This is a genomic window from Streptomyces sp. NBC_00654, assembly GCF_026341775.1.
GTDB lineage: Bacteria > Actinomycetota > Actinomycetes > Streptomycetales > Streptomycetaceae > Streptomyces.
This window is the reverse complement of record NZ_JAPEOB010000001.1, coordinates 3,976,771-3,997,924: the sequence shown is the minus strand read 5'-3', so window position 1 is coordinate 3,997,924 and position 21,154 is coordinate 3,976,771. Positions and strand designations below refer to the sequence as shown.

At 71.6% G+C, this 21,154-nt stretch carries 15 protein-coding genes; 7 read left to right on the top strand and 8 right to left on the bottom strand.

What is annotated here, in order from left to right:
- Positions 1 to 16: 16 nt before the first annotated feature.
- From OHA98_RS17095 to OHA98_RS17085, 3 genes are read right to left on the bottom strand one after another with little or no spacing between them, the layout of a single operon-like run.
- Positions 17 to 979 carry an ABC transporter substrate-binding protein gene (locus OHA98_RS17095; RefSeq protein WP_266926715.1) on the bottom strand — a complete coding sequence of 321 codons (963 nt, stop codon included), beginning with the start codon at positions 977 to 979 and terminating at the stop codon, positions 17 to 19.
- Entirely contained in the window at positions 976 to 1,653 is a 678-nt protein-coding gene (locus OHA98_RS17090; RefSeq protein ID WP_266926713.1) for an ABC transporter permease, read from the bottom strand. The genes OHA98_RS17095 and OHA98_RS17090 overlap by 4 nt, the downstream gene beginning before the upstream one ends.
- On the bottom strand, positions 1,650 to 2,327 hold the full coding sequence (locus OHA98_RS17085; RefSeq protein WP_266926711.1) for an ABC transporter permease: 678 nt from the start codon (positions 2,325 to 2,327) through the stop codon (positions 1,650 to 1,652). Before OHA98_RS17085 ends, OHA98_RS17090 begins: the two co-directional genes overlap by 4 nt.
- A gap of 147 nt (positions 2,328 to 2,474) precedes the next feature.
- Here OHA98_RS17085 and OHA98_RS17080 point away from each other — a divergent pair, with 147 nt between their 5' ends.
- The 6 genes from OHA98_RS17080 (at position 2,475) to OHA98_RS17055 (ending at position 11,561) form a co-directional block, all read left to right on the top strand.
- Positions 2,475 to 3,545 (top strand): LacI family DNA-binding transcriptional regulator, encoded by a 1,071-nt coding sequence (locus tag OHA98_RS17080; protein WP_266926710.1) that lies wholly within the window; start codon positions 2,475 to 2,477, stop codon positions 3,543 to 3,545.
- Between the two features lie 161 nt (positions 3,546 to 3,706).
- A complete protein-coding gene (locus tag OHA98_RS17075; RefSeq protein WP_266926709.1) occupies positions 3,707 to 4,879 on the top strand; it encodes a GntR family transcriptional regulator in 1,173 nt (390 codons plus the stop codon).
- A gap of 14 nt (positions 4,880 to 4,893) precedes the next feature.
- The gene (locus OHA98_RS17070; protein ID WP_266926708.1) at positions 4,894 to 6,528 is read left to right on the top strand and encodes an FAD-dependent oxidoreductase; all 1,635 of its coding nucleotides are present in this window, start codon (positions 4,894 to 4,896) and stop codon (positions 6,526 to 6,528) included.
- A 118-nt stretch (positions 6,529 to 6,646) separates the two neighbouring features.
- Positions 6,647 to 7,762 (top strand): Gfo/Idh/MocA family protein, encoded by a 1,116-nt coding sequence (locus OHA98_RS17065; protein ID WP_266926706.1) that lies wholly within the window; start codon positions 6,647 to 6,649, stop codon positions 7,760 to 7,762.
- On the top strand, positions 7,759 to 8,469 hold the full coding sequence (locus tag OHA98_RS17060; RefSeq protein WP_266926705.1) for a polysaccharide deacetylase family protein: 711 nt from the start codon (positions 7,759 to 7,761) through the stop codon (positions 8,467 to 8,469). Before OHA98_RS17065 ends, OHA98_RS17060 begins: the two co-directional genes overlap by 4 nt.
- A 77-nt stretch (positions 8,470 to 8,546) precedes the next feature.
- Positions 8,547 to 11,561 carry a glycoside hydrolase family 38 C-terminal domain-containing protein gene (locus OHA98_RS17055; protein WP_266926703.1) on the top strand — a complete coding sequence of 1,005 codons (3,015 nt, stop codon included), beginning with the start codon at positions 8,547 to 8,549 and terminating at the stop codon, positions 11,559 to 11,561.
- A 12-nt stretch (positions 11,562 to 11,573) separates the two neighbouring features.
- Here OHA98_RS17055 and OHA98_RS17050 read toward each other — a convergent pair whose 3' ends face one another.
- From OHA98_RS17050 to OHA98_RS17030, 5 genes are all read right to left on the bottom strand, one after another.
- Positions 11,574 to 12,548 carry an acetylxylan esterase gene (locus OHA98_RS17050; RefSeq protein WP_266926701.1) on the bottom strand — a complete coding sequence of 325 codons (975 nt, stop codon included), beginning with the start codon at positions 12,546 to 12,548 and terminating at the stop codon, positions 11,574 to 11,576.
- Positions 12,549 to 12,704: 156 nt separating this feature from the next.
- Positions 12,705 to 15,503 carry a hypothetical protein gene (locus OHA98_RS17045; RefSeq protein WP_266926699.1) on the bottom strand — a complete coding sequence of 933 codons (2,799 nt, stop codon included), beginning with the start codon at positions 15,501 to 15,503 and terminating at the stop codon, positions 12,705 to 12,707.
- A 168-nt stretch (positions 15,504 to 15,671) separates the two neighbouring features.
- Complete coding sequence (locus tag OHA98_RS17040) at positions 15,672 to 16,598, bottom strand: carbohydrate ABC transporter permease (protein WP_266926698.1); 927 nt, start codon at positions 16,596 to 16,598, stop codon at positions 15,672 to 15,674.
- Entirely contained in the window at positions 16,598 to 17,629 is a 1,032-nt protein-coding gene (locus OHA98_RS17035) for a carbohydrate ABC transporter permease (RefSeq protein ID WP_266926696.1), read from the bottom strand. The genes OHA98_RS17040 and OHA98_RS17035 overlap by 1 nt, the downstream gene beginning before the upstream one ends.
- Before the next feature lie 33 nt (positions 17,630 to 17,662).
- The gene (locus tag OHA98_RS17030) at positions 17,663 to 19,045 is read right to left on the bottom strand and encodes an ABC transporter substrate-binding protein (protein ID WP_266926694.1); all 1,383 of its coding nucleotides are present in this window, start codon (positions 19,043 to 19,045) and stop codon (positions 17,663 to 17,665) included.
- Between the two features lie 228 nt (positions 19,046 to 19,273).
- Here OHA98_RS17030 and OHA98_RS17025 point away from each other — a divergent pair, with 228 nt between their 5' ends.
- Complete coding sequence (locus OHA98_RS17025) at positions 19,274 to 21,091, top strand: hypothetical protein (RefSeq protein WP_266926692.1); 1,818 nt, start codon at positions 19,274 to 19,276, stop codon at positions 21,089 to 21,091.
- The last annotated feature ends 63 nt before the right edge of the window (positions 21,092 to 21,154 follow it).

Here is a 21,154-nt window from a genome sequence, read left to right as displayed (position 1 = left end):
GGACACGGGCGCTCCCTCACCCCGCCGGGATGAGCCCCGCCTTCCTCAGGTAGTCGCGTGCGACGTCCTCGGGCAGCCTGCGCCAGCTGTCGACCTGTTCGTTCATCGCTGCCAGAGCGGCCGTGGTCAGTGCCGTGCCGAGCGGGGCGAGGGCGTCGCGCACCCCGGCGCCGCCCGCCCGTGCGCGGTTGACGACGGGGACCAGGTGGTCGGCGTTCTGGAGATGTCTGTCGTCGGCGAGGAGCACGAGGCCGAAGTCGTCGAGGGTGGCGTCCGTGCTGGTGGTCAGGACCATCTGGTCCTGACCGCTCTGCACCGCCTGTTTGGCCTGGGTGGTGCCGACACCCTTCGGATCGACGGCGGTGATGTCGATGCCGTAGGTCTTCCTGAGTCCGGGCGCGCAGTACGGGCGCTGTACGCATTCGTCGCCCGCCGCCAGCCGCACGGGCAGCCGTGACCTTCCCAGGTCGCCGAGGGTCTTCAGGCGGTGCCGCGCGGCGTACGAGGAGGCGACCGCGAAGGCGTTCTGGTCGACGGCCCGGCCCGGGTCCAGGACGGTGAGGCCGCGGGGTGCGGCCAGGGAGCGCAGGGCCTTCATCGTGGTGCCGAGGTCGGGGGAACCGACGGGCGCGGCGTCCGCGCCGTTGGTCCTGGCGTTCAGCCAGTCGGCGAAGGTCGCCGCGTACTCCGGCACGACGTCGATCTGGCCGCTCTCCAGCGCGGGTTCGTAGATCTCCCGGTTGGTCACGGAGATGATCCTGGTGGTGTACCCGGCCCGGCCGAGCAGGATCGCGTACATCCGGGCGAGCAGTTCGCTCTCGGTGAATCCGGCGGAGCCGATCGTGAGGTGCTCGCTGTCGCCGGGCGGGGCGGTGACATCGCCCTGGTTCTCCAGGGCGGGGCCGGTGGTGCACGCCGCTGCGGTGGCGGCCAGCAGGAGAAGGACGCACAGGGCGTACGGGGTACGGGGGCGGCTCACGCGGCCTCCCGGGCCCGGCGCCGGTCCGGGGTGATGCGCCGGCCGGCCTCGAAGATCCCTTCCACCAGGAGGGCGAGGACGGCGACCAGGACCGCCCCGGCCACGACCTGGGGGGTGGAGGCCAGGTTGAAGCCCGCGGTGATGATCCGGCCCAGGCCGCCGCCGCCGGCCAGGGCGGCCAGCGTCGCGGTGGCGACGAGCTGCACGGCGGCGATCCGGATGCCGGTGAGGACGAGCGGCATCGCGAGCGGCAGCTCCACGCCCAGCAGCATCTGCCGGCCCGTCATGCCCATCCCCCGGGCCGCCCCGACCACGTCCCGGTCCACCTCGCGCATCCCCACGTAGGCGTTGGTGAGCAACGGGGGCATGGCGAAGAGCACCAGCGCGATGACGGTCGACCACTGGCCGTACGCACCGACCGGCGTGAGCAGCAGCAGGACCAGCACGGCGAACGTGGGGACGGCCCGGCCGATGTTCGAGATGTTGACGGCCAGGGCGCCGCCCCTGCCGATGTGGCCGAGGACCAGGGCGACCGGCAGGGCGATGAGACAGCTGATCAGCAGGCAGACCGCGGTGAGGTAGAGGTGTTCGCCGAGCCGGTGCCAGATGCCGTCGGGCCCGGACCAGTGGGCGGCGGTGGTGAGCCAGGACCAGGAGTCGGCGAGGGTGGTCACGGCCGGCTCCTGGTCCAGGGGGTCAGCAGGCGCTGCGCGCCCAGGAGCAGCAGGTCGGCCGCCACGGCGATGAGGACACAGAGGACGGACGCGGTCAGCACCTGGGCCTTGAAGTAGGTGTTCATGCCCGCGTAGATGAGGTTGCCGAGCCCGCCGTGGCCGACGATCGCCCCGACCGTGACCAGGGAGACCGCCGAGACGGTGGCGATCCGCAGCCCGGCCATGGAAGCGGGCAGGGCGAGCGGGAGCTCCACGGTCATCAGCAGGCGTACGGGGCCGTAGCCCATGCCGCGCGCCGCCTGCCGGGTCTCCTCGGGCACCGCCCGCAGTCCGGCGAGGATGTTGCGCACGAGAAGGGTGAGCGAGTAGAGGACGAGTCCGGCGACGACGAGCGTGGCGGAGAGCCCGTACACCGGCAGCAGCAGCGAGAACATCGCGAGCGACGGGATGGTGTAGAGGACCGTCGTCAGCCCGAGCACGGGTCCGGCCGCCCAGCGCCTTCCGCGGGCGGCCAGGGCGAGCGGCAGGGCGAGGGCCAGACCTATGAGCACCGAGACCGAGGTCAGCTGGAGGTGCTGGACCGTCGCGTCCCAGAGGATCTCCCGGCGGCTGGAGAGATAGGCGCCGCAGATCCATTCATTGCGCGCGAGGCAGTCGTCGGGGGGCGCGGTCACGCGTCCATTGGAGCGCGGGCGTCCGGCCGCCGCGCGTCATGATCGTCTGTTCGAGGTGTGCGGCCCCTGCCCGGTGGGGCGTCCACGGCACCGGATCCGCTGATGGATGCAATGGGAAAACGCTTTCAGTGCAGCTATCGTAGCCCTATGCCGAGCCAGGTCAATCGACGTTCCGCCCGCCCCCGCCCGTCGTCCGCCGTGACGCTCCAGCAGGTCGCGCAGGACGCCGGGGTATCCCTTGCCACGGCGTCGCGCGTCCTCAGCGACAGCGACCGCAACGTCACCCAGGAGCTCCAGGAGCGTGTCCTGGAGGCGGCCGCCCGGCTCCGCTATGTGTCCAACGCACCGGCCCGCGCACTCGTGCAGTCCACGACCTCCATCGTCGGGCTGATCGTCCACGATGTGAACGACGCCTACTACTCCGCCATCGCGGCCGGTGTCATGGAGGTCGCCCGCGACCGCAAGCTCCTGGTGATGCTGGCGGGCACGTTCCACGAACCCCAGCTCCAGGCGGAGTACGTGGCGCGGCTGCGCGCGCAGCGGGCCCGTGCCGTCATCCTCGCCGGGTCCGGCTTCACCGGCGGCAGCCCCGCGCTCACCCAGGAGCTGGAGGCGTTCGCGGCCCACGGCGGCCGGGTCACCGCGGTGGCGCACCAGGGCCTTCCGGTCGACACGATCATGCCGGGGAACCGCGAGGGGGGCCGCGCGGTCGCCGAGCATCTCGCCGGCCTCGGGCACACGGAGATCGGCGTCATCTGCGGACCGCTGGCCCTGGTCTCGGTACAGGAGCGGCTGCAGGGGTTCCTGGAGCGCGCGGCGGAGCTCGGCGTACATGTCCAGGAGCGCCATCGCGCGGAGGCCGACTTCACCCGGGACGGCGGACGTGCCGCCGCCGTGCGGATCTTCCGCAGGTCGCAGGACATCACGGCGCTGTTCGCGCTGAACGACGCCATGGCCCTCGGCGCTCTGGCGGCGCTCCGCGACGACCTGGGCCGCAGCGTGCCGGCCGATGTCTCCGTGGTCGGGTTCGACGACCTCCCGGTGGCCTCCGACGTGACTCCCGCGCTCACCACCGTACGGCTGCCGCTGGAGGAGATCGGGCGCCGGGCGCTGCTGCTGGCGCTCGGTGACGCGTCGGCCTCCCCGAGGTCGCTCGCGGTGCCGTCGCGGCTCGTGGTGCGGGCCAGCACGGCACCGCCGCCGCGCACCGCCGGCTGAGCCGCCGCCCATCGGGTTGACGCGTTCAAGCGGCCCGACCCGCCTACTTGACGCACTAAGACACAAGTTTTCCCTGCAACCCTCTTGAAATAATGCGTTAACCATCAACACACTGGGACCCACGCTGCTTTGACGCGTCAAACAGAGGGGGTGGTGGCTGGATGGGCACGTCCGGACCCAAGTACCAGCGGATCAAGGACGAGTTGCGGGCCGAGGTGGCCCGCGACGAGTACGAGGCGGGTGCACCGTTCATCACCCAGAACCAGCTGCGCGAACGGTTCCAGGTCAGCTCCACCACGGCGGTGCGGGCCCTCAACGACCTGGTAGCGGAAGGCCTGCTGGTACGCCGCCGGGGCCTGGGCACCTTTGTCGCGGCGCCCTCGGACCGGCCGGAGGAGCCCGCCGCCGCACAGCGCTCGGGAGTGATCGCCTGCATCATCAGCGGTCAGGGGCCGCACCAGTCCGACGTGCTGCGCGGCATCGAGTCGAGCTGCGCCGAACGTGAGGTGCGCATGTTCTTCTCCGACACCGCGATGGGGATGACCACCACGGGCCACGCCGACCACCCCGCGTCCACCGCCCGCCAGGACAGGGCGCTGCGCCAGGCGGTCGAGGACCGGGTCGACGGCATCATCCTGTACCCCGTGCAGGGTTCGCCCGATCTCGCCGTGCTCGACGACATCAGGCGTCTGCGCATCCCGATGGTGCTGGTCGACCGGTACTTCCCGGACCTCGCCATCGACGCCGTCACCGCCGACAACTACGACGTCGGCTACCGCCTCACCGAGCAGCTGCTCGCCGCCGGTCACGAGCGCATCGCGACGCTCTGGGGCGAGACGGAGTGCACGAGCGTCCATGACCGGATGACCGGCCACAAACAGGCCCTGCGGGCCCATGGGCAGCCGCTGCTCCCCCAGCTGACCGCCCTGCGCTCGTACACCGCGCTGCCCGAGGACGACCGCAGGAACCTGCTGTCCGAACTGCTCGCCGCGCCCGAGCCGCCGACCGCGCTGCTGTGCGCCCACGGTTTCGCCGTGGCCACGGCCGCCGCCGATCTGGCGTCGCTCGGCATCGGTGTGCCGGACGAGATCGTGCTGGCGGGCATGGACGACGCCGGACCCTACGACCTGCTGCCGCTGACGAGCTTCGCCGCCCGGCTGCCCGCACGGGAGATCGGTGCCCGCGCGGTGGAACTCCTGGTCACCCGGATCTCGGAGCGCGCGGCGGGCGAGGACCCGTACCGCAGCGCCGAGCAGATCGTGCTTCCCGTCCGGATCAGGACGCGCGACTCCGCGCCGGTCCGGCTCCGCACCGTCGCCGCCCACCGGCCCTGAGGGAGGAGACTCCTGTGTCCGCCACCCCCGCACCCCCCGCCCGCGAACTCGGGACCGACGTCCTCGTGGTCGGTGCCGGTCCCGGCGGTCTCGCCGCCGCGCTCACCGCCGCCCGCTTCGGCCACCGGGTCGTGCTCACCGACCCCACCGACTGGCCCGGCGGCCTGCTCACCGCCCAGGCGGTGCCGCTCGCCGACGGTCACCGCATCGAACTGGACCCGGTCTCCCCCGGCTATCGCGACCTGCGGGAGCGGATACGCGACTTCTACCGCCGCAACTACCCGCTGTGCCCCGAGCCGTACGCGGATCCCCTGCTCGACCCGGGGCTCAGCACCACCGGCCATCTCAGCCACGAACCACGCGCCGCGCTCGCCGTCGTCCAGGAGCTGCTGGCTCCGCATCTCGCGGCGGGGCGCATCACCGTGCTGCCGGAACACCGGCCGGTCGCGGCCCACCCGGACGGCGACCGGGTCGCCGCCGTCACCCTGGAGCGCCCCGGCGGGGACCTGCTGACCGTCTCCGCCTCGTACGTCGTCGACGCCACCGACCTGGGCGAGCTGCTCGGCCTCGCGGGTGTCGAGCACGTCACCGGGGCGGAGTCGCGCGAGGAGACCGGCGAACCGCACGCCGCCGCCCTCGCCGATCCCCTGGACCAGCAGCCCGCCTCATGGGTCTTCGCCCTGGACCACCGCCCCGGCGAGGACCACACGGTCGAGCGGCCGGCCGGCTACGACCGGTGGTCCGCCGCCTTCTCCTGGGACACGGCGGAGCCGGGCCGCGCGGCACCGCGCACCGTGCCGCTGTTCCTGCACGAACCGGACGACGTCCCGCCGTGGGCCGCGCCGCCCAACGACCGCTGGCACCAGCGCCGGGCGCTCGCGCGCAGCCGGTATCTGCCCGGGACCTTCGACAGCGACATCACCCTGGTCGACTGGCCGCAGACGGCCTACACCCGGCTGCCGCTCGCCGGTGCCGGTGCCGGCGTACGGGCACAGGCCGAACAGGAGGCGCGCGAGCAGGCGCTGTCGTTCCTCTACTGGATGCAGACCCGGGCGCCCCGCCACGACGACGGCCACGGCTATCCGGAGCTGCGGCTGCGGCCGGACGTGACCGGGACGGCCGACGGGTTCGCCAAGTCGCCGCGGGTGCGTGAATCCCGGCGCATCCGGGCCGAGTTCACGGTGCTGGAGCACCATCTCACCGTCGCCGCCCGCGCGGGGGCGCCGGGGGCCGAGACGTTCACGGACAGTGTGGGGACGCTGCGCTCCCGCATCACCCTGCAACCGGGTACCGGGGGCGGCCCCGGACTGGATCTGGAGTGCCTGCCGTTCCAGCTGCCGCTGGGCGCGCTGCTGCCCGTACGGGTGGAGAACCTGCTCCCGGCCGGGCAGAACCTCGGCGCCACGCACCTCAGCGCACCCGCGTTCGGCGGGCACCACGGTCAGTGGGCGATCGGCGAGGCCGTGGGCGCGCTGGTGTCGTACTGCCTGGAGCACCGGCTGCCGCCGCGCGCCGTACGCGGGACGGAACGCAGGCTGGCCTCCTTCCAGGGGCGGCTGAGCGATTCCCTCGGCCTCGCCCTGGACTGGCCGGACCGGCTCCGCAACGGTCCGGTGACCAGCGCCGGAGCGCTCTACGCCACGCTCTGACCGCCCCCTCCCCCGCCCGACTTCGCCCTCCTCTCGGGGAGGGCGCTTTCCCCACCTGCGGGAAAACGCTTACCACCGTTGTTCCACGACATCGCTCACCCACCTGGACGGTTCTTCCGTGTCTGTGACCCCGCCCCCCTACCGCGTTCTGTTCGTCGGCGCCGGCAATATCGCCCGCGCCGTCCACATGCCGGCGTTCCTCGAACACCCCTCGGACTTCACGGTGGTCGGCGCCGTCGACTCCGACCCCGGCGCCGCCCGGTCCTTCGCCGCGGACTTCTCCCTCCCCCACCACTCCACCGATCTCGCGGCCGCCCTGCGCGAGGCGCGGCCCGATCTCGTGGTCATCGCCTCCCCGCCCGTCGCCCACCGCCGGCAGGCGGTCGCCGCACTGGAGGCCGGGGCCTGGGTGTGGTGCGAGAAGCCGCCCGCGCTCAGCCTCGCGGAGTACGACGCGATGACCGCCGCCGAGGGCGCGGGCGGGCCGTACGCCCCCATCGTGTTCCAGCACCGGTTCGGATCGGGCGCCGAACACGCGAAGGCGCTCATCACCTCGGGTGAGCTGGGAGCGCCGCTCGTCGCCCACTGCCAGACCACCTGGTACCGCGACGACTCCTACTACGCGGTCCCCTGGCGCGGGAAGTGGGCGACCGAGGGCGCGGGCCCCGCGATGGGACTCGGCATCCACCAGATCGACCTGCTGCTCGAACTCCTCGGGGACTGGGCGGAGATCCGGGCGATGGCGGGCCGGCTGGCCCGTGACACCGAGACCGACGATGTGACCACCGCGACCGTGCGCTTCGCCTCGGGCGCCCTCGCCACCGTCGTCAACAGCGCGCTCTCGCCGCGCCAGGTCAGCCATCTGCGCATCGATCTGCGCGACGCCACCATCGAGCTGAACCATCTCTACGGATACGGCAACGGCGACTGGACCTACACCCCGGCGCCCGGCGTCGACCCCGCCCGGACGGCCGCCTGGTCCACCCCCGCGCAGGACGTCCCCAGCTCGCACGCCGCCCAACTGCGTTCGCTGCTCGCCGACATGCGGGCGGGCCGGCGGCCGCGGGCGAGCGCCGGGGACGGGCGGCGCTCCCTCGAACTCATCACCGCCATGTACAAGGCCGCCCTGACCGGACTCCCGGTCCTGGCCGGTGAGATCGTCCCGGGCGACCCGTTCTACACCGCCCTGCACGGCTCCGTTCCGGGCTGGGCCCCCGAGGAGTCCGGGCGATGACGGGTATCACCCGTGCGCTGCTGCTCACCTTCGACGACCGGCACATACGCGAATGGGCCGCCGCGGCGCCGCTGCTGCGCCGGTACGGCTCCCGGGTCACCTTCTTCGTCTGCGAGCCCGACCGGCTCGACCGCGAGGACCGGCGCCTGCTGCACCGGCTCGCGGACGACGGCCACACCATCGGCTGCCACGGTCTGCGGCACGAGCGGGCGCCCGATTTCATCGCCGCCCACGGCCCGGCCGCCTACCTCCGCCAGGAGGTCCTGCCCGCTCTGGAGGAGCTGCGCCGTCTCGGCTTCGCGGCCCGGACCTTCGCCTACCCGTGCAGTGCCCGTGACGACAGCACCGACCGGCTGCTGCTCGGCCTGTTCGAGCGGCTGCGCGGCGGTGTGCCGGCGGACCGGCGCGCCGATCCGTCGCTCGCGGACGACCTGCACGTCCCGGCGGCCGAAGTGGCGGGCCGCCGGGTGCTGCCCGGCTGTTCGGTGGACTCCGGGCGCGGGCCGCTCGTGTACGGCGGCGATCTGTCCGGTGTCGAGGCGGCGGTGCGCAGGAGCGCCGGGGACGGCGGCGTCAGCACACTGTACGCCCACTGCGTCGCCGACGCCCACGAGGCGAACCATGTGACCCCGGCGCGGCTGGAGCGGCTCCTGGCCCTGGCCGACGAGCTCTCCCTGCCCTGTGCGGGCTTCGACGAGCTCCCCTGATCCGTCCCCGCTCCCCCGTACGTCCCCGGCTCCCGCACCATTCCCATCGCTCCCCCAGCCCGGAAGAGGCTTCTGCCATGCATGACGACCGCACACTGACCGAGGAACGCCTGGACCGTGTCCTGCGCGAGCGCATCCGGCCGGCGATCCATCCGCGTACCGCGCCGCTGGACATCGAGGTCTGGCACGCCCCGGGCGAGCCGGTGCCGTTCGCCGAGGCGGTGAACGCCCCGTACAAGCCCGGCGCGATCGGTGACACCTGGGGCCCCGCCTGGGGCACCAGCTGGTTCCGGGTCACCGGACGCGTCCCCGCCGACTGGGCGGGGCTCACCGTCGAGGCGGTGATCGACCTCGGATTCGCCCGCGACCGGCCCGGATTCTCGGCGGAGGCCCTCGCCCACCGGCCGGACGGCAGTGTGGTGAAGGCCCTCAACCCGTGCAACACCTGGCTGCGCGTCGGACAGCCGGTGGCGGGCGGCGAGGAGTTCACCTACTACCTGGAGGCGGCCGCCAACCCCGAGATACTGGAGGGGGTCAGTGACCTCGGCGACCGGGAGACGGCGGGCAGCGAGCCGCTGTACCGGGTCGAGCGGATGGACATCGCCGTCTTCGACGAGCAGGTGTGGGAGCTCGTCCAGGACCTGGAGGTGCTCGACCAGCTGATGCGGCAGCTCCCCCTCGGCTCGGCCCGCCGCTGGGAGATCCTGCGCTCCGTGGAGAGGTGCCTCGACGTCCTGGACCTCGATGCCGTCAACGCCACCGCGGCCGCCGCCCGCGAGCGGCTCCGGGCGGTGCTCGACTCCCCCGCGAACGCCTCGGCGCACCGCCTCTCCGCGGTGGGCCACGCCCATATCGACTCCGCGTGGCTGTGGCCGCTGCGCGAGACCGTGCGCAAGGTCACCCGCACCACCTCGAACGTGGTGGCGCTGATGGACGACCACCCGGAGTTCATCTTCGCGATGTCCCAGGCGCAGCAGCTCGACTGGCTGCGCGAGCACCAGCCGGCGCTGTACGAGCGGGTCAAGGAGAAGGCCGCGGCCGGGCAGTTCGTGCCGGTGGGCGGGATGTGGGTGGAGTCGGACACCAACATGCCCGGATCGGAGGCGCTGGCACGGCAGTTCGTGTACGGCAAGCGCTTCTTCCTGGAGGAGTTCGGGGTGGAGACGCAGGAGGTGTGGCTGCCCGACTCGTTCGGCTATTCGGCCGCTCTGCCGCAGCTGGTCGCGCTCTCCGGTTCGCGCTGGTTCCTGACGCAGAAGATCTCGTGGAACACCACCAACCCGTTCCCGCACCACTCCTTCCTGTGGGAAGGGCTGGACGGCACCCGGGTGTTCACGCACTTCCCGCCGGTGGACACCTACGTCGGGGAGCTCTCCGGCCAGGAGATGGCGCATGCCGAGGAGAACTTCCGGGACAAGGGGAACGCCACCCGCTCGCTGGTCCCGTTCGGCTGGGGCGACGGCGGTGGCGGCCCCACCCGCGAGATGCTGGCGCGCGCCGAGCGGCTGGCGGACCTGGAGGGCTCCTCGCGGGTGACGATCGAGACACCGGCGGAGTTCTTCGCCGCGGCGGAGGCCGAGTACACCCGGCCGCCCGTGTGGCTGGGCGAGCTGTATCTGGAGCTGCACCGGGGCACGTACACCTCTCAGGCACGGACCAAGCAGGGCAACCGGCGCAGCGAGCATCTGCTGCGGGAGGCGGAGCTGTGGGCGGCCACGGCGGCCGTCCGGACCGGGTTCCGCTATCCGCAGGAGGAGCTGGACCGGATCTGGAAGAGCGTGCTGCTGCACCAGTTCCACGACATCCTGCCCGGTTCGTCGATCGCCTGGGTGCACCGCGAGGCGGAGGCCACGTACGCGCGGATCGCCGAGGAGCTGGAGGCGGTGATCGGCGGGGCGCAGCAGGCGCTGGCCGGTTCGCCGGAGGGCGGGGGCACGGTCGTGTTCAACGCCGCTCCGCACTCGCGGGCGGGGGTTCCGGCGGGCGGTGGCGCACTCGTGCGCGAGGCCGCGGACGGGCCGGTGGGGATCGAGTCGTACGAGGGCGGCTTCCGGCTCGACAACGGGCTTCTGCGGGTGACCGTGGACGCGCGTGGTCTGGTGGTGTCGGTCCTGGACCTGGTGGCCGGGGGACGCGAGACCGTGGCCCCGGGCAGTGTGGCGAACCTGCTCCAGATCCACCCGGACCTGCCCAACCGCTGGGACGCCTGGGACGTCGACTCGTTCTACCGCAACACGGTGACCGACCTGACCGAGGCGGATTCGGTGCGCCGGGTGGATGAGGGCATCGAGGTGGTGCGCAGCTTCGGCGCGTCCCGTGTCACCCAGCTGCTGACGCTGCGGGCCGGGGCGCGGCGCCTGGACATCGACACCGAGGTCGACTGGCACGAGCAGGAGAAGTTCCTCAAGGCGGCCTTCCCCCTCGATGTGCGGGCCGGTCACTCCACGGCGGAGACGCAGTTCGGGCACGTCCAGCGTCCGACGCACACCAACACCAGCTGGGAGGCGGCCAAGTTCGAGATCTGCGCGCACCGCTTCCTGCATGTCGGTGAGCCCGGCTGGGGTGCGGCGCTGGTGAACGACTCGACGTACGGTCACGATGTGACCCGTACGGTCCGCGAGGACGGCGCCACCACGACCACGGTGCGGCTGTCGCTGCTGCGGGCCCCCCGCTACCCCGACCCGGCGACCGACCAGGGCGTGCACCGGCTGCGCTACGCGCTGCTGCCGGGTGCGACGGTCGGTGACGCGGTGCGCGAGGGCTGGCAGTTCGGTCTGCCGGAGCGCCGGGTGCCGGGCGGTTCGGAGGTGGCGCCGCTGGTCACGCTGGACAGTGACGCGGTGGTCGCCACGGCGGTGAAGCTGGCCGACGACGGGAGCGGGGACGTGGTCGTCCGGGTCCACGAGGCGCACGGCGGGCGGGCCGCCGCACGTCTGAGCGCCGGCTTCCCGCTGGCCTCGGCGACGGTGACCGACCTGCTGGAACGCCCCCTGGAGGGTGAACGGGTCACCGTCCAGGGGGACGTGGTGGAGCTGGTGCTGCGCCCGTTCCAGATCCTGACGCTGCGCCTGGCGGTCGCCGCGGCGGGCTGATCGGGCCCCGGATCAGGAATCGCGGTCCAGCCGCGCCGGTATCCGGCGCAGCTGGACCGCTTCCTGGTACATGGCGCCGCCCTCGTGTCCGTTGAAGGGGTACACCTCGATCTCCTTCTCGCCCCGGTACGCGTTGTAGGCGGCGAACACCGTGGACGGCGGGCAGGTCTGGTCCTGGAGGGCGACGGAGAAGAGCGCGGGGGCGCTGCCCCGGGCGGCGAACGACACCCCGTCGAAGTACGACAGGGTGCGGAAGGTGTTCTCCTCCTTGCCGCGGTGGACCTTGAGGTAGCGGGCTATCTCGGAGTACGGGTTGGCGTCGGTGAGGGTGACGGCCCGCCCGAAGTGGCAGAGGAACGGTACGTCGACGGAGATGGCCGACAGGCCGGGGAGGAGTCCGGCGACCGCGAGGGTCAGGCCGCCGCCCTGGCTGCCGCCGAGCGCCACGGTGCGGGCGCGGTCGGCGAGGGGGTGCGTGCGTGCCGCTTCGACGGCGCGTACGGCGTCGGCGTAGACGCGGCGGTAGTAGTAGTTCTCCGGGTCCTCGATGCCCCGGGTCATGAAGCCCGCGTGGGAGGGTCCGGAGCCGACCGGGTCGGGGGTGTCCCCGACGTTGCCGCCGCTGCCCTGGCCCCGTACGTCCATGACGAAGTGGGCGAAGCCGGCCAGCGGCCACATGCCCCAGCAGTGCGGCAGGCTGCGGCCGCCGTTGTAGCCGTGGAACTGGACGACGAGCGGCAGCGGGCCCTCGGCGTGCGCGGGGGCGCTGAACCAGCCCTTGACGGGGTGGCCGCCGTAGCCCGCGAAGGTGGTGTCCCAGGTGCGCATGCCGGTCAGCGGGGTGTCGACCGGTTCGAAGGTGATGGCGGGCTCGTGGGCGCGGGTCTCGGCCAGGGTCCTGGCCCAGAAGGCGTCGAAGTCGCCGGGTTCCGCGATCCGGGGCCGGTAGTCGCGCAGTTCGTCGAGAGGCAGGTCGAACAGGGCCATGGTGTGGTGCGTCTCCTCGGGATGGTGGGTGGTGACATCTTCGGTGCCGGCCGTACGACATGGAGCAGCGGGGCCGGGTGCTGTCAGGTGCACCCGGCCCCGCCGGTTCATGGGGAGCGGTCGTTCATCGGATCGGTCCGCGGTCGTCGCGTCCGGTCAGTCGGTCAGCTGGACGGCCCGCAGGCCGGAGGCGCTCTTGGAGTTGTTGGCGATGGAGCCGCCCCACTCGAACCAGCCGCGGCCCCGTCCGTCGTTGTCGGCGTCGTTGACGACGAAGCCGAGTCCGATGGAGGCGGCCGGCTTGCCGCTGAGGCCGAGGGAGGTCCAGGGGACGGTCACCGTGTAGTGGGTGGTGGTGCCTTCACGGGTGATCCGCGCGGTCGCGCCGGGGGTGATTCCGGCGCTCTGGCCGGCCGGCGGCCGCCAGGTGTACACCTGGGGCTTGCCGCCGACGAGGGAGGCGCCGACCTCGACGTACTGACGGCTGCGGCCCGGGACCTCGGGGGTGACGGCGAACTGGAGGCTGTCGCCCTGCCACATGTTCTCGGCGCTGGTGGCGGGCTGGTACAGGGCGTTGTCGGTGAACTCGCCCTTCAGGACGAGCCCGGTGTCGGTGTACTGCGGGCGCATCGAGCCGGAGAGGTCGGCCTCGCCCCGGTAGCCGGCCGAGTAGTGCTTGGTGGCGTGGGTGGCCAGGTCGATGGGCGTGGTGGTGCTGGTGCCTGCGGGCTGTACCGCGCCCCAGCCGTTCCAGGCGCCCACCGGGTTCCTGGCGCCGTCGGGGGTGCTGACGTAGGCGGCCGTCCAGTAGCGGTCCCACGGCTTCACGTTGCGCGCGTCGACCGTGTACGAGACCTTGTCCTCGGTACCGACCTTGATCGGCCCGGCGATGGTGCCCCGGTCCAGGTACGCGGTGCCCTGGTTGACCTGCCACTCCAGCTTGGTGAGGTCGAGCGCGGAGCGGGCGCGGTTGTTGGTGACGGTGACCTTCAGCGCGGCGGCGAAGGGTTCGGCCTTCTTCACCACCGGGTCGAAGGTGACCTCGGTCGGGGGCACCACGACGGTGTCGGTGGTGATCCGGCCGAGGTTGACCGGGCCGAGGCCGACGGTGCCGCTGACCGAACGCGTGCCGGTCAGCGCCGAGGTGGGCAGGTCGATGGTCTTGCGGGTCACCGTGCCGGGCTTCGCCGTCACCCGGTAGGTCTTCCCGGCGATGCGGAAGTCGAGCAGCGGCGGGAGGGCGGGCTGTCCCTTGGTGCGGTCGACCTTGAGCACCGCGGTGACGGACTCCTCCGTGTTGGTACGCCCGGGGAGTTCGAGGGAGAAGGCGGAGGTGGCGACGGACGTGACGGCGCTCACCGCGCCCTTGACGTACAGCACCTTGTCGTCGATGCCGAGCTGCACCTTGCCGCCGACCGGGACGTAGGTCTTCTCACGGCCCATCTGGTCGCTGACGGTGACCGGGCCGCCGGCCGAGAGCTGGACGGTTCCCGGGGTCGCGGCCGTCGTGTACAGCGCGCGGACCGTGGAGGCCCCGGTGCCGAAGCGGTAGGAGCGGACGTCGGCGGATCCGGCGTCGTCACGGCCGGCGTAGGCGCGGCCGGCGAGCTGGCGGATCAGGACGCTCTCGGTGACCACGGACGGCTTGGGCTGCCAGGCCGCGACGCCGGTGGTGGGACGCTTGAACGCGCCGAAGTTGTGTTCCTTGTTGTTCGCGTCGGTGCCGTCGTTGGTGAGGTCGTACCAGTAGTAGCGGTCGACGCCGGAGGCGAAGGAGAAGATCTGGGCGCGCGGCACATAGGCGGCCTGGGCTGCCTGGGTGACGCCGTCGGCGTGGGTGGGGTAGCCGTTCTCGGTCATCCACAGCGGGAAGTCCTTGCCGCCCGCCGCGTCCAGATCGGCCCGCACCTGCGGCAGTTTCGCCAGGGCCTGCTCGGGCGGGCTCGGGTAGCCGTAGTGGTGGACGCTGAGGGCGTCCATGTAGTCCAGCCCCTTGAGGGCGTAGAGCCGCTTCAGCCAGTCGGTCTGGAGGCCTGCCAGGCCCCCGCCGACGACGGTGGCGTCCTCGACCTTGGCGTGCACCTTGCCGTAGGTCGCCTTGAGCATCTGGAGGTAGCAGTCGGCGGAGATGCCGCAGGTGCCGTTGTTGAAGCCGGTCGAGTTGTACTCGTTGTAGATCTCGACCTCCTTCGAGGACTGCTGGTACTTCTCCACGATGCCGGCGGTGTACTTCCCGTACGCCTCCAGCGCGGCAGGCGAGGCGGGCGTTCTGTTGCTGTCGTAGTTGGGGTTGCGGTAGCCGGAGATCGGCAGGGAGACCAGGCCCAGGCTCTTCGCGTACGGGATGTGCTGGTCGGTGCTGTAGTTGCTCCAGCCGTACTGGCCGGGAGTCTTCTCGATCGCGCTCCAGTTGATGTCGGACCGGATCCCGTGCATCCCCATCAGCTTGACCGAGCGCAGCAGCTTCTGGTCGTCGCCGTCGTTCCATCCGTAGTGGATGCCGGTGCCGAAGCGCGGGTCCTTCTGCTCATGGCCGGCGAGCGCGCTCACCACGCCGAAGTTCACGGTGCGGGTCGTGGTGCCCGCGGTCGCCGTGAGCGTGTAGTAGCCGTTGCCCAGCCCGGTGGCGTCCACGGTGGCGGCGCCGCCCGTCACCGGCGCGGTGCCGGAGGCGACGGTCACGCCCTGGTCGTCGACGGCCTTCCAGGACACCGAGGCCTGGTCGGAGGTGAGGGTGATCTTCGCCTGGCCCTTGACGAAGAAGAGGTCGGGCGAGGTGACGGTGAGCGTGGCCGCCGCCGCGTGGGCGGAGGGTGCCGTGCCGGGCAGGGGCGCGGCCACCAGCAGGCAGCCGAGCAGGGCCGCGGCACTGCCCCATGCGGCGGGATGCCGGGTGCGGCCCATTACTCTGGCCGGAGCCGGGGTTCCGGACCGGATCGTGCCGTTCTGTTCCATCGAGGTGTCCTCTCGATCGGATCGGTGCGGTGCGTTCGGGGGGTTTCCCGGGCGGTGGTGTGCTCCGTCGGCTGTACCCCGGCGGAGCACACCGTCCAGGTCCGTCGGCGCGCACCGCTGCCGCCGCCGGCCCGCGCGGAGTGATCCGCGTGGGTGCCCGGGTGGTTCTCATCCCTTGAGGCCGGTGAAGCCTCCCCCGCCCCGTACGATCTGCCGCTGGAAGATCAGGAACAGGACGACGGGGGGCAGGATGGCGAGCAGCATCCCGGCGATGAGCAGTGACTGTTCCGCCGTTTCCGCGAGACGCGGCAGTGCGGCGGAGATGGGCTGCTTCTCGGTGTCCGGGATGACGATCAGGGGCCAGAGGAAGTCCTTCCAGGAACTCATGACCGTCAGCAGGGTCACCACCGCGAGAATCGGCCGCGACATGGGCAGCACGATCCGGCGGAAGATGATCAACGGGCCCGCGCCGTCGACGCGGGCGGCCTCGAACAGTTCGCGCGGGATGCCGTCGAAGAACTTCATCACGATCAGCACCGTGAAGGCGCTGGCCGCGTGCGGCAGCCACACGCCCCAGGGGCTGTTGGCGAGCGAGATGCCGAGGCCGGGCAGGTCGAGCACGGTGAGGTAGAGCGCGACCAGGGAGATCGAGCCGGGGATGAAGAGGGTGGCGAGCACCATCCACCGCACCGGCGTGGCCCACTTGGGCCGCAGGACGGACAGGACGTAGCCGCCGGTGGTGGCGATGAAGAGGTGGGCGACGACCGAGCCGGTCACCAGGACCACCGTGTTCCAGAGGTACTGGCCGACCTGGAGTTCGGTCCAGGCGCGGGAGAGGTTGTCCCACTGCGCGTTGCCGGGCCAGAGCGCCAGCGGGTCGCGCAGCAGCTCCTGGGTCGGCGAGACCGCGCCCTTGAAGGTCCAGTACAGCGGGGCGGCGCCGAAGGCGATCAGCAGGAGCAGGGAGAGCCCCTGGACGGACAGCAGCGAGGTGCGTACGGAGGTCCGCCGGCGGTCGGCCGAGGAGATCAGCCCGCGGGAGCTCTCCTCGGCGCGCTTCCTGTCCCGGGGGCGGGTGGGTGTCGTGACGGCCATCAGTTGCTCCAGCTCCTCGTCGCCCGCAGATAGACCGCCGAGAGCGCGCCGAGCACGAGGGCCAGGAGCACGCTGAGGGCGGTCGCCGCCCCGTAGTCGCCGTTCTGGAAGGCGTAGTTGTAGATCAGCATCAGGACGGTGAGGGTGGAGTCCTCGGGCCCGCCGTCCGTCATCACGAAGGGTTCGGTGAACACCTGGAGGGTGCCGATGACCTGGAGCAGCAGCATGATCAGGATGACGCCGCGCAGTGACGGCAGGGTGATGTGCCAGACCCTGCGCCAGATGCCCGCCCCGTCGATCTCGGCGGCCTCGTACAGCTCGCTCGGCACCGAGCCGAGCGCCGCCAGGTAGATGATCACCGTGGAGCCGAAGCCGGCCCAGGTGGCCTCCAGGACGATCGACAGCATGGCGGTGTCGGTGGACTGGAGCCATGGGTAGGGGCCTAGCCCGACATGGGCGAGCAGCTGGTTGAACAGGCCGGCGTCCGGGTCGTAGAACCACTTCCAGAGCAGCACCGAGACCACCGGGGGAATCGCCACCGGAAGGTAGGCGAGAATCCGGAACAGGGTTCCGCCCCGGCGCAGTTCCGCGATGAGGACGGCGAGGAACAGGGGTACGGGGAAGCCGATCACCAGGGCCAGCACGGCGAACAGCGCGGTGTTCCCGGCCGCCGTCCACAGCAGCGGGTCGTCCAGCACCGTACGGAAGTTGTCCAGGCCCACCCACTGGGCGGGCCCGACCAGATTGGTCTGCTGGAAGCTGAGCCGCACGCTCTGGACGATCGGCCACCAGGAGAAGTAGGCGAAACACAGCACCATCGGCAGGCCGAACAGGATGGTGGTGATGCCCCCCTGCCTGACCCAGTGGACGAAGCGTTCCGCCGGGCCGCCGCGACGCGGGGAGGCGTACTGCGGCGGCCCGTCCGGCTCTCCCGGCCGGGGCGCGGTGGACTTCACGGAACGGTTCATCGGTGTGCGGTCTTTCGGTGTGCGGTCCCCGGCGGGCACCGGTGGCGCGTCCGACCTGCTCATTGACGGCTCCTCAAGCGTTTTGTGCGGCGGTGCTCAGCGCTGGGCCCGCTCCACCTGGGACTTGACCTGTCCGGCCGCCTTCTTCAGCTGCTCGGCCGGGTCGGCGTCCTCACGGGTCAGTACGGCCTGTACGGCGCTGTCGAGGGCCTTGTAGACGTTCTGCGCCTCGATGGGCGGTTCGACGACCAGCTCGAAGTCCTTGAGGGCCTGGGTGTACGTGGCGAAGTGCGCGACCGGCGTATTGGCCTGCTTGTTGACCGCGGCGTCGACGGGGTCGGAGATGGCGGGCTTGTAGAACGGCACGACCGGGACGCCGACGACGCCGCCGTCCTTCTTCCTGGCCGCCGCGTCCGCGCCCGCGATCTCCGGGTCGTACTTGGTCGTCAGGTAGTAGAAGTCGATGAACTTCAGCGCGGCCGCCCTCTCCTGAGGACTCGCCTTCGGACTGATCACCGCGACGTTGCCGCCGGCCAGGGTGCGCCGCGCGGAACCGTCCACGGGCATGGCGGACAGCCCGACCGTTTGCGGGTCGCCCTTGTACTGCTGCACATAGTGGTTGACCGCGGTCGGACCGGTGACGGCCATCCCGATCTTGCCCGCGGAGAAGTCCTTCTCGATGTCCGTGATGCTGCGCAGGTGGTTCTTGCCCATCGAACCGTCCGACCAGCGCATCTGCCGCAGCAGGTCCAGGGACTTCTCGGCACCGCTGCCGGGGACGTCGAAGGAGTTGGCCCACTTGGCGCCGGTCTTCTTCTGCATGTCGTCGCCGTAGGAGTACGTCATGGCGGTCAGCATCCAGCCGCCGGCGTTCTCCTTGGTCGCCTGGGCGTAGCCGACGGCATCGGTCCGGTCCGTGATCGCCTTGGCGGCCGTGCGGACCTCGGACCAGGTCGTGGGCGGGTTCTCGGGGTCGAGTCCGGCCTTCTCGAAGAGGTCCCGGTTGCAGAGGAGGCCCATGGCGTACTCCTCGGTGGGTACGCCGTAGATCTTGCCGTCCTGCCCCTTGGCCGCGGCGAGCACGGCGTCGTTGAACTGGTCGCCGTTCTTCAGCTGCGCGAACTCCGCGGTGACGTCCGAGATCTGCTTGCGCTTGATCAGTCCCGACATCTCGGTGAGCGGTACCCTGACGACGGTCTCCAGGCTTCCGCCACCCACCTTGGTCTGGAAGCTCTGCTGGTCGTACTGGTACTCGTTCGTCTTCACCCGGATCTTGGGATTGGCCTTCTCGAACGCGGCGACCCGTGTCTCGAAGGTCTTCAGCGCGGCGGCGTTGGTGGCCGGGGGGCGGCCCGAGACGGTGATGGTCACCGTGCCGTCGGCAGCGGCTCCGCTGCCCGCATCGGAGCACGACGCAAGCACGCAGACGAGCGCACCGGCGGTGATGCCCGTCAGGGCGGTGCGCAGGGAGGGTCTCATCGGGAACTCCTTCAGGGGCAGAACGGGAACCAGCCGGAAAGCGTTTTCCAGCCGGGGTCACCTTGCCTCGCGACATATCGCCGCGTCAATGGGTACGGTGCGGACTTCCTGCCTCGGTTCCCTCATTGGACCCTTGCCGGGACGTTGACATCGGCTTAGCCTCTGGAAAACGTTTCCCAAGCGTTTCCGAGATCGCCGGAGAGGCGATCGCGAGCTGGAGGACATCCCGTGCACCCTGCCTGGTCGGCCGCCGAGTACGACCGTTCCCTGCTGCGTGCGGCCCTTGCCGAGGGCGACCGCTGCTGGGACGCCGAGGCGAACCTGCTGCAGGTCGAGGCCCCGTACAACCCGATCCACACCCACATCAAGGGCGGTCCCGCACACCCCACACGCAACTCCCTGCACTACGCTCTGCTGCTGCTGGAGCGGGACGGCGACGGCGACGCCGAACGCGCCCACTCCGTGATCCTGGAGGTCGCCGGGCTCCAGGACCGGTCGCCGGCGAATGACACCTACGGCATCTGGGGCTACTACGCCGAGGAACCGGCCGACCGGATGGACCCGGCGGACTGGAACTGGGCGGACTTCCTCGGCATCCATCTGCTCCTGATCCACGCCCGGCACGGGGAGCGGCTGCCGGCCCCCGTGCTGCGCGAAGTGCACGAGTCGCTGCGGCACGCGGCCGCCTCCATCATCCGCAGGAACGTCCATCTGACGTACACGAACGTCGCCGCGATGGGCACGTTCGTCACGCTCGCGGCCGGCAAGGTCCTCGGCGACGAAGCGGTGTTCGCGTACGGCAAGGAGCGCATGGCGCGCCTCGCGGAGGCGATCGACACCACCGGCAGCTTCACCGAGTTCAACAGCCCGTCCTACTGGGGCGTCGTCATCCAGACCCTGACGCTGATCAGGGAGCACGTCCGGGACGAGGAGGTGCTGGCCGTCAACGAGCGGCTGCACGACCGGCTGTGGGAACACTTCCTGGCCCGCTGGCACCCTCCGACGCGTCAGCTGTCCGGCCCGATGGCCCGCTGCTACAGCAATGACCTGGGTGCGCCGCCCCACCTGGTGAAGGCCACCCGGGGTCTGGTGGGCGGCCCGGCCGGCGAAGCGGCCCCGACCGGCCTGCTGGAGGGGGTGCACGCCTGCGTGGACTACCGGATGCCCGACTGGGCCCGCCCCCGGCTGCTGGAGCTGGAGAGCGAGCACGAGCACCGGGAGCTGTTCCTGGAGACCCCGTCCCCCGAGACGGGAACCACCTGGCTGGACCGGGTCACCACGCTCGGCAGCGTGAACCACCAGGACACCTGGCTGCAGCGGCGCCCGCTGTTCGGCCACTGGGTACGGCCGGACGGCGGGGCGGGACATGTGCACGTCCATCTCGTGAAGGACGACGGCGCGGAGGACTTCGACTTCGCCTCCGGTGTCATCGGCACCGTGCAGAGCGGTCCGCACGTGGCCTGGATGACGGGCTTCGCCTGCCCCGCCGGCGACCGCCACCACCACCTCGACATGATCCGGCCGGGCGACCGGTTCCGGGCCCGCTCGCTGCGCCTGGTGGTGGACGCGATCGGCGCGCCGCCCCTGCCGCGGGCCTCCGGGTTCACCGACGGCGTCGTGGTGGACCTCGGGACGGCGAAGCTCGAATTCCGCCTGGCCGGGGGCGCTTTCGGCGGCCGTACACCGACGGCGCGGCTCGTCCCGCGCGCGGACGGCGTACGGATCGAGGTCGTGTTCTTCGAGAGCGCGGCCCCGGTCGAGCTCGACTGGAAGGCGGCGGGCGAGGCGTACGCGGCGGGGACGCTCTCCCTCACCCCCGTCACCGGCGGTACGGACGGCGGCGGCGAGCCCGGGTCCGCGCCCGAGGTGGTGGCGGCGGGCGACTGCGCCGAGCTCCGCTGGACGACCCCGCGGGGGAACCGTCTGACGCTGCGCGGGGGCCGGTCGGTGGTGTCCCGCGAGGAGCACGCCGCGCTGCACTCCGCGACGCTGGACGGCGCGGCACCGCCGTCGCCCCGTCTGTCGCGGGACCTTCTCGCCCCGTAGCGCCCGTGGGGGTGGGGGCGTGCTCCTCACCCCCACGCATCCGCACGGCAGTTGAGCTTTCCG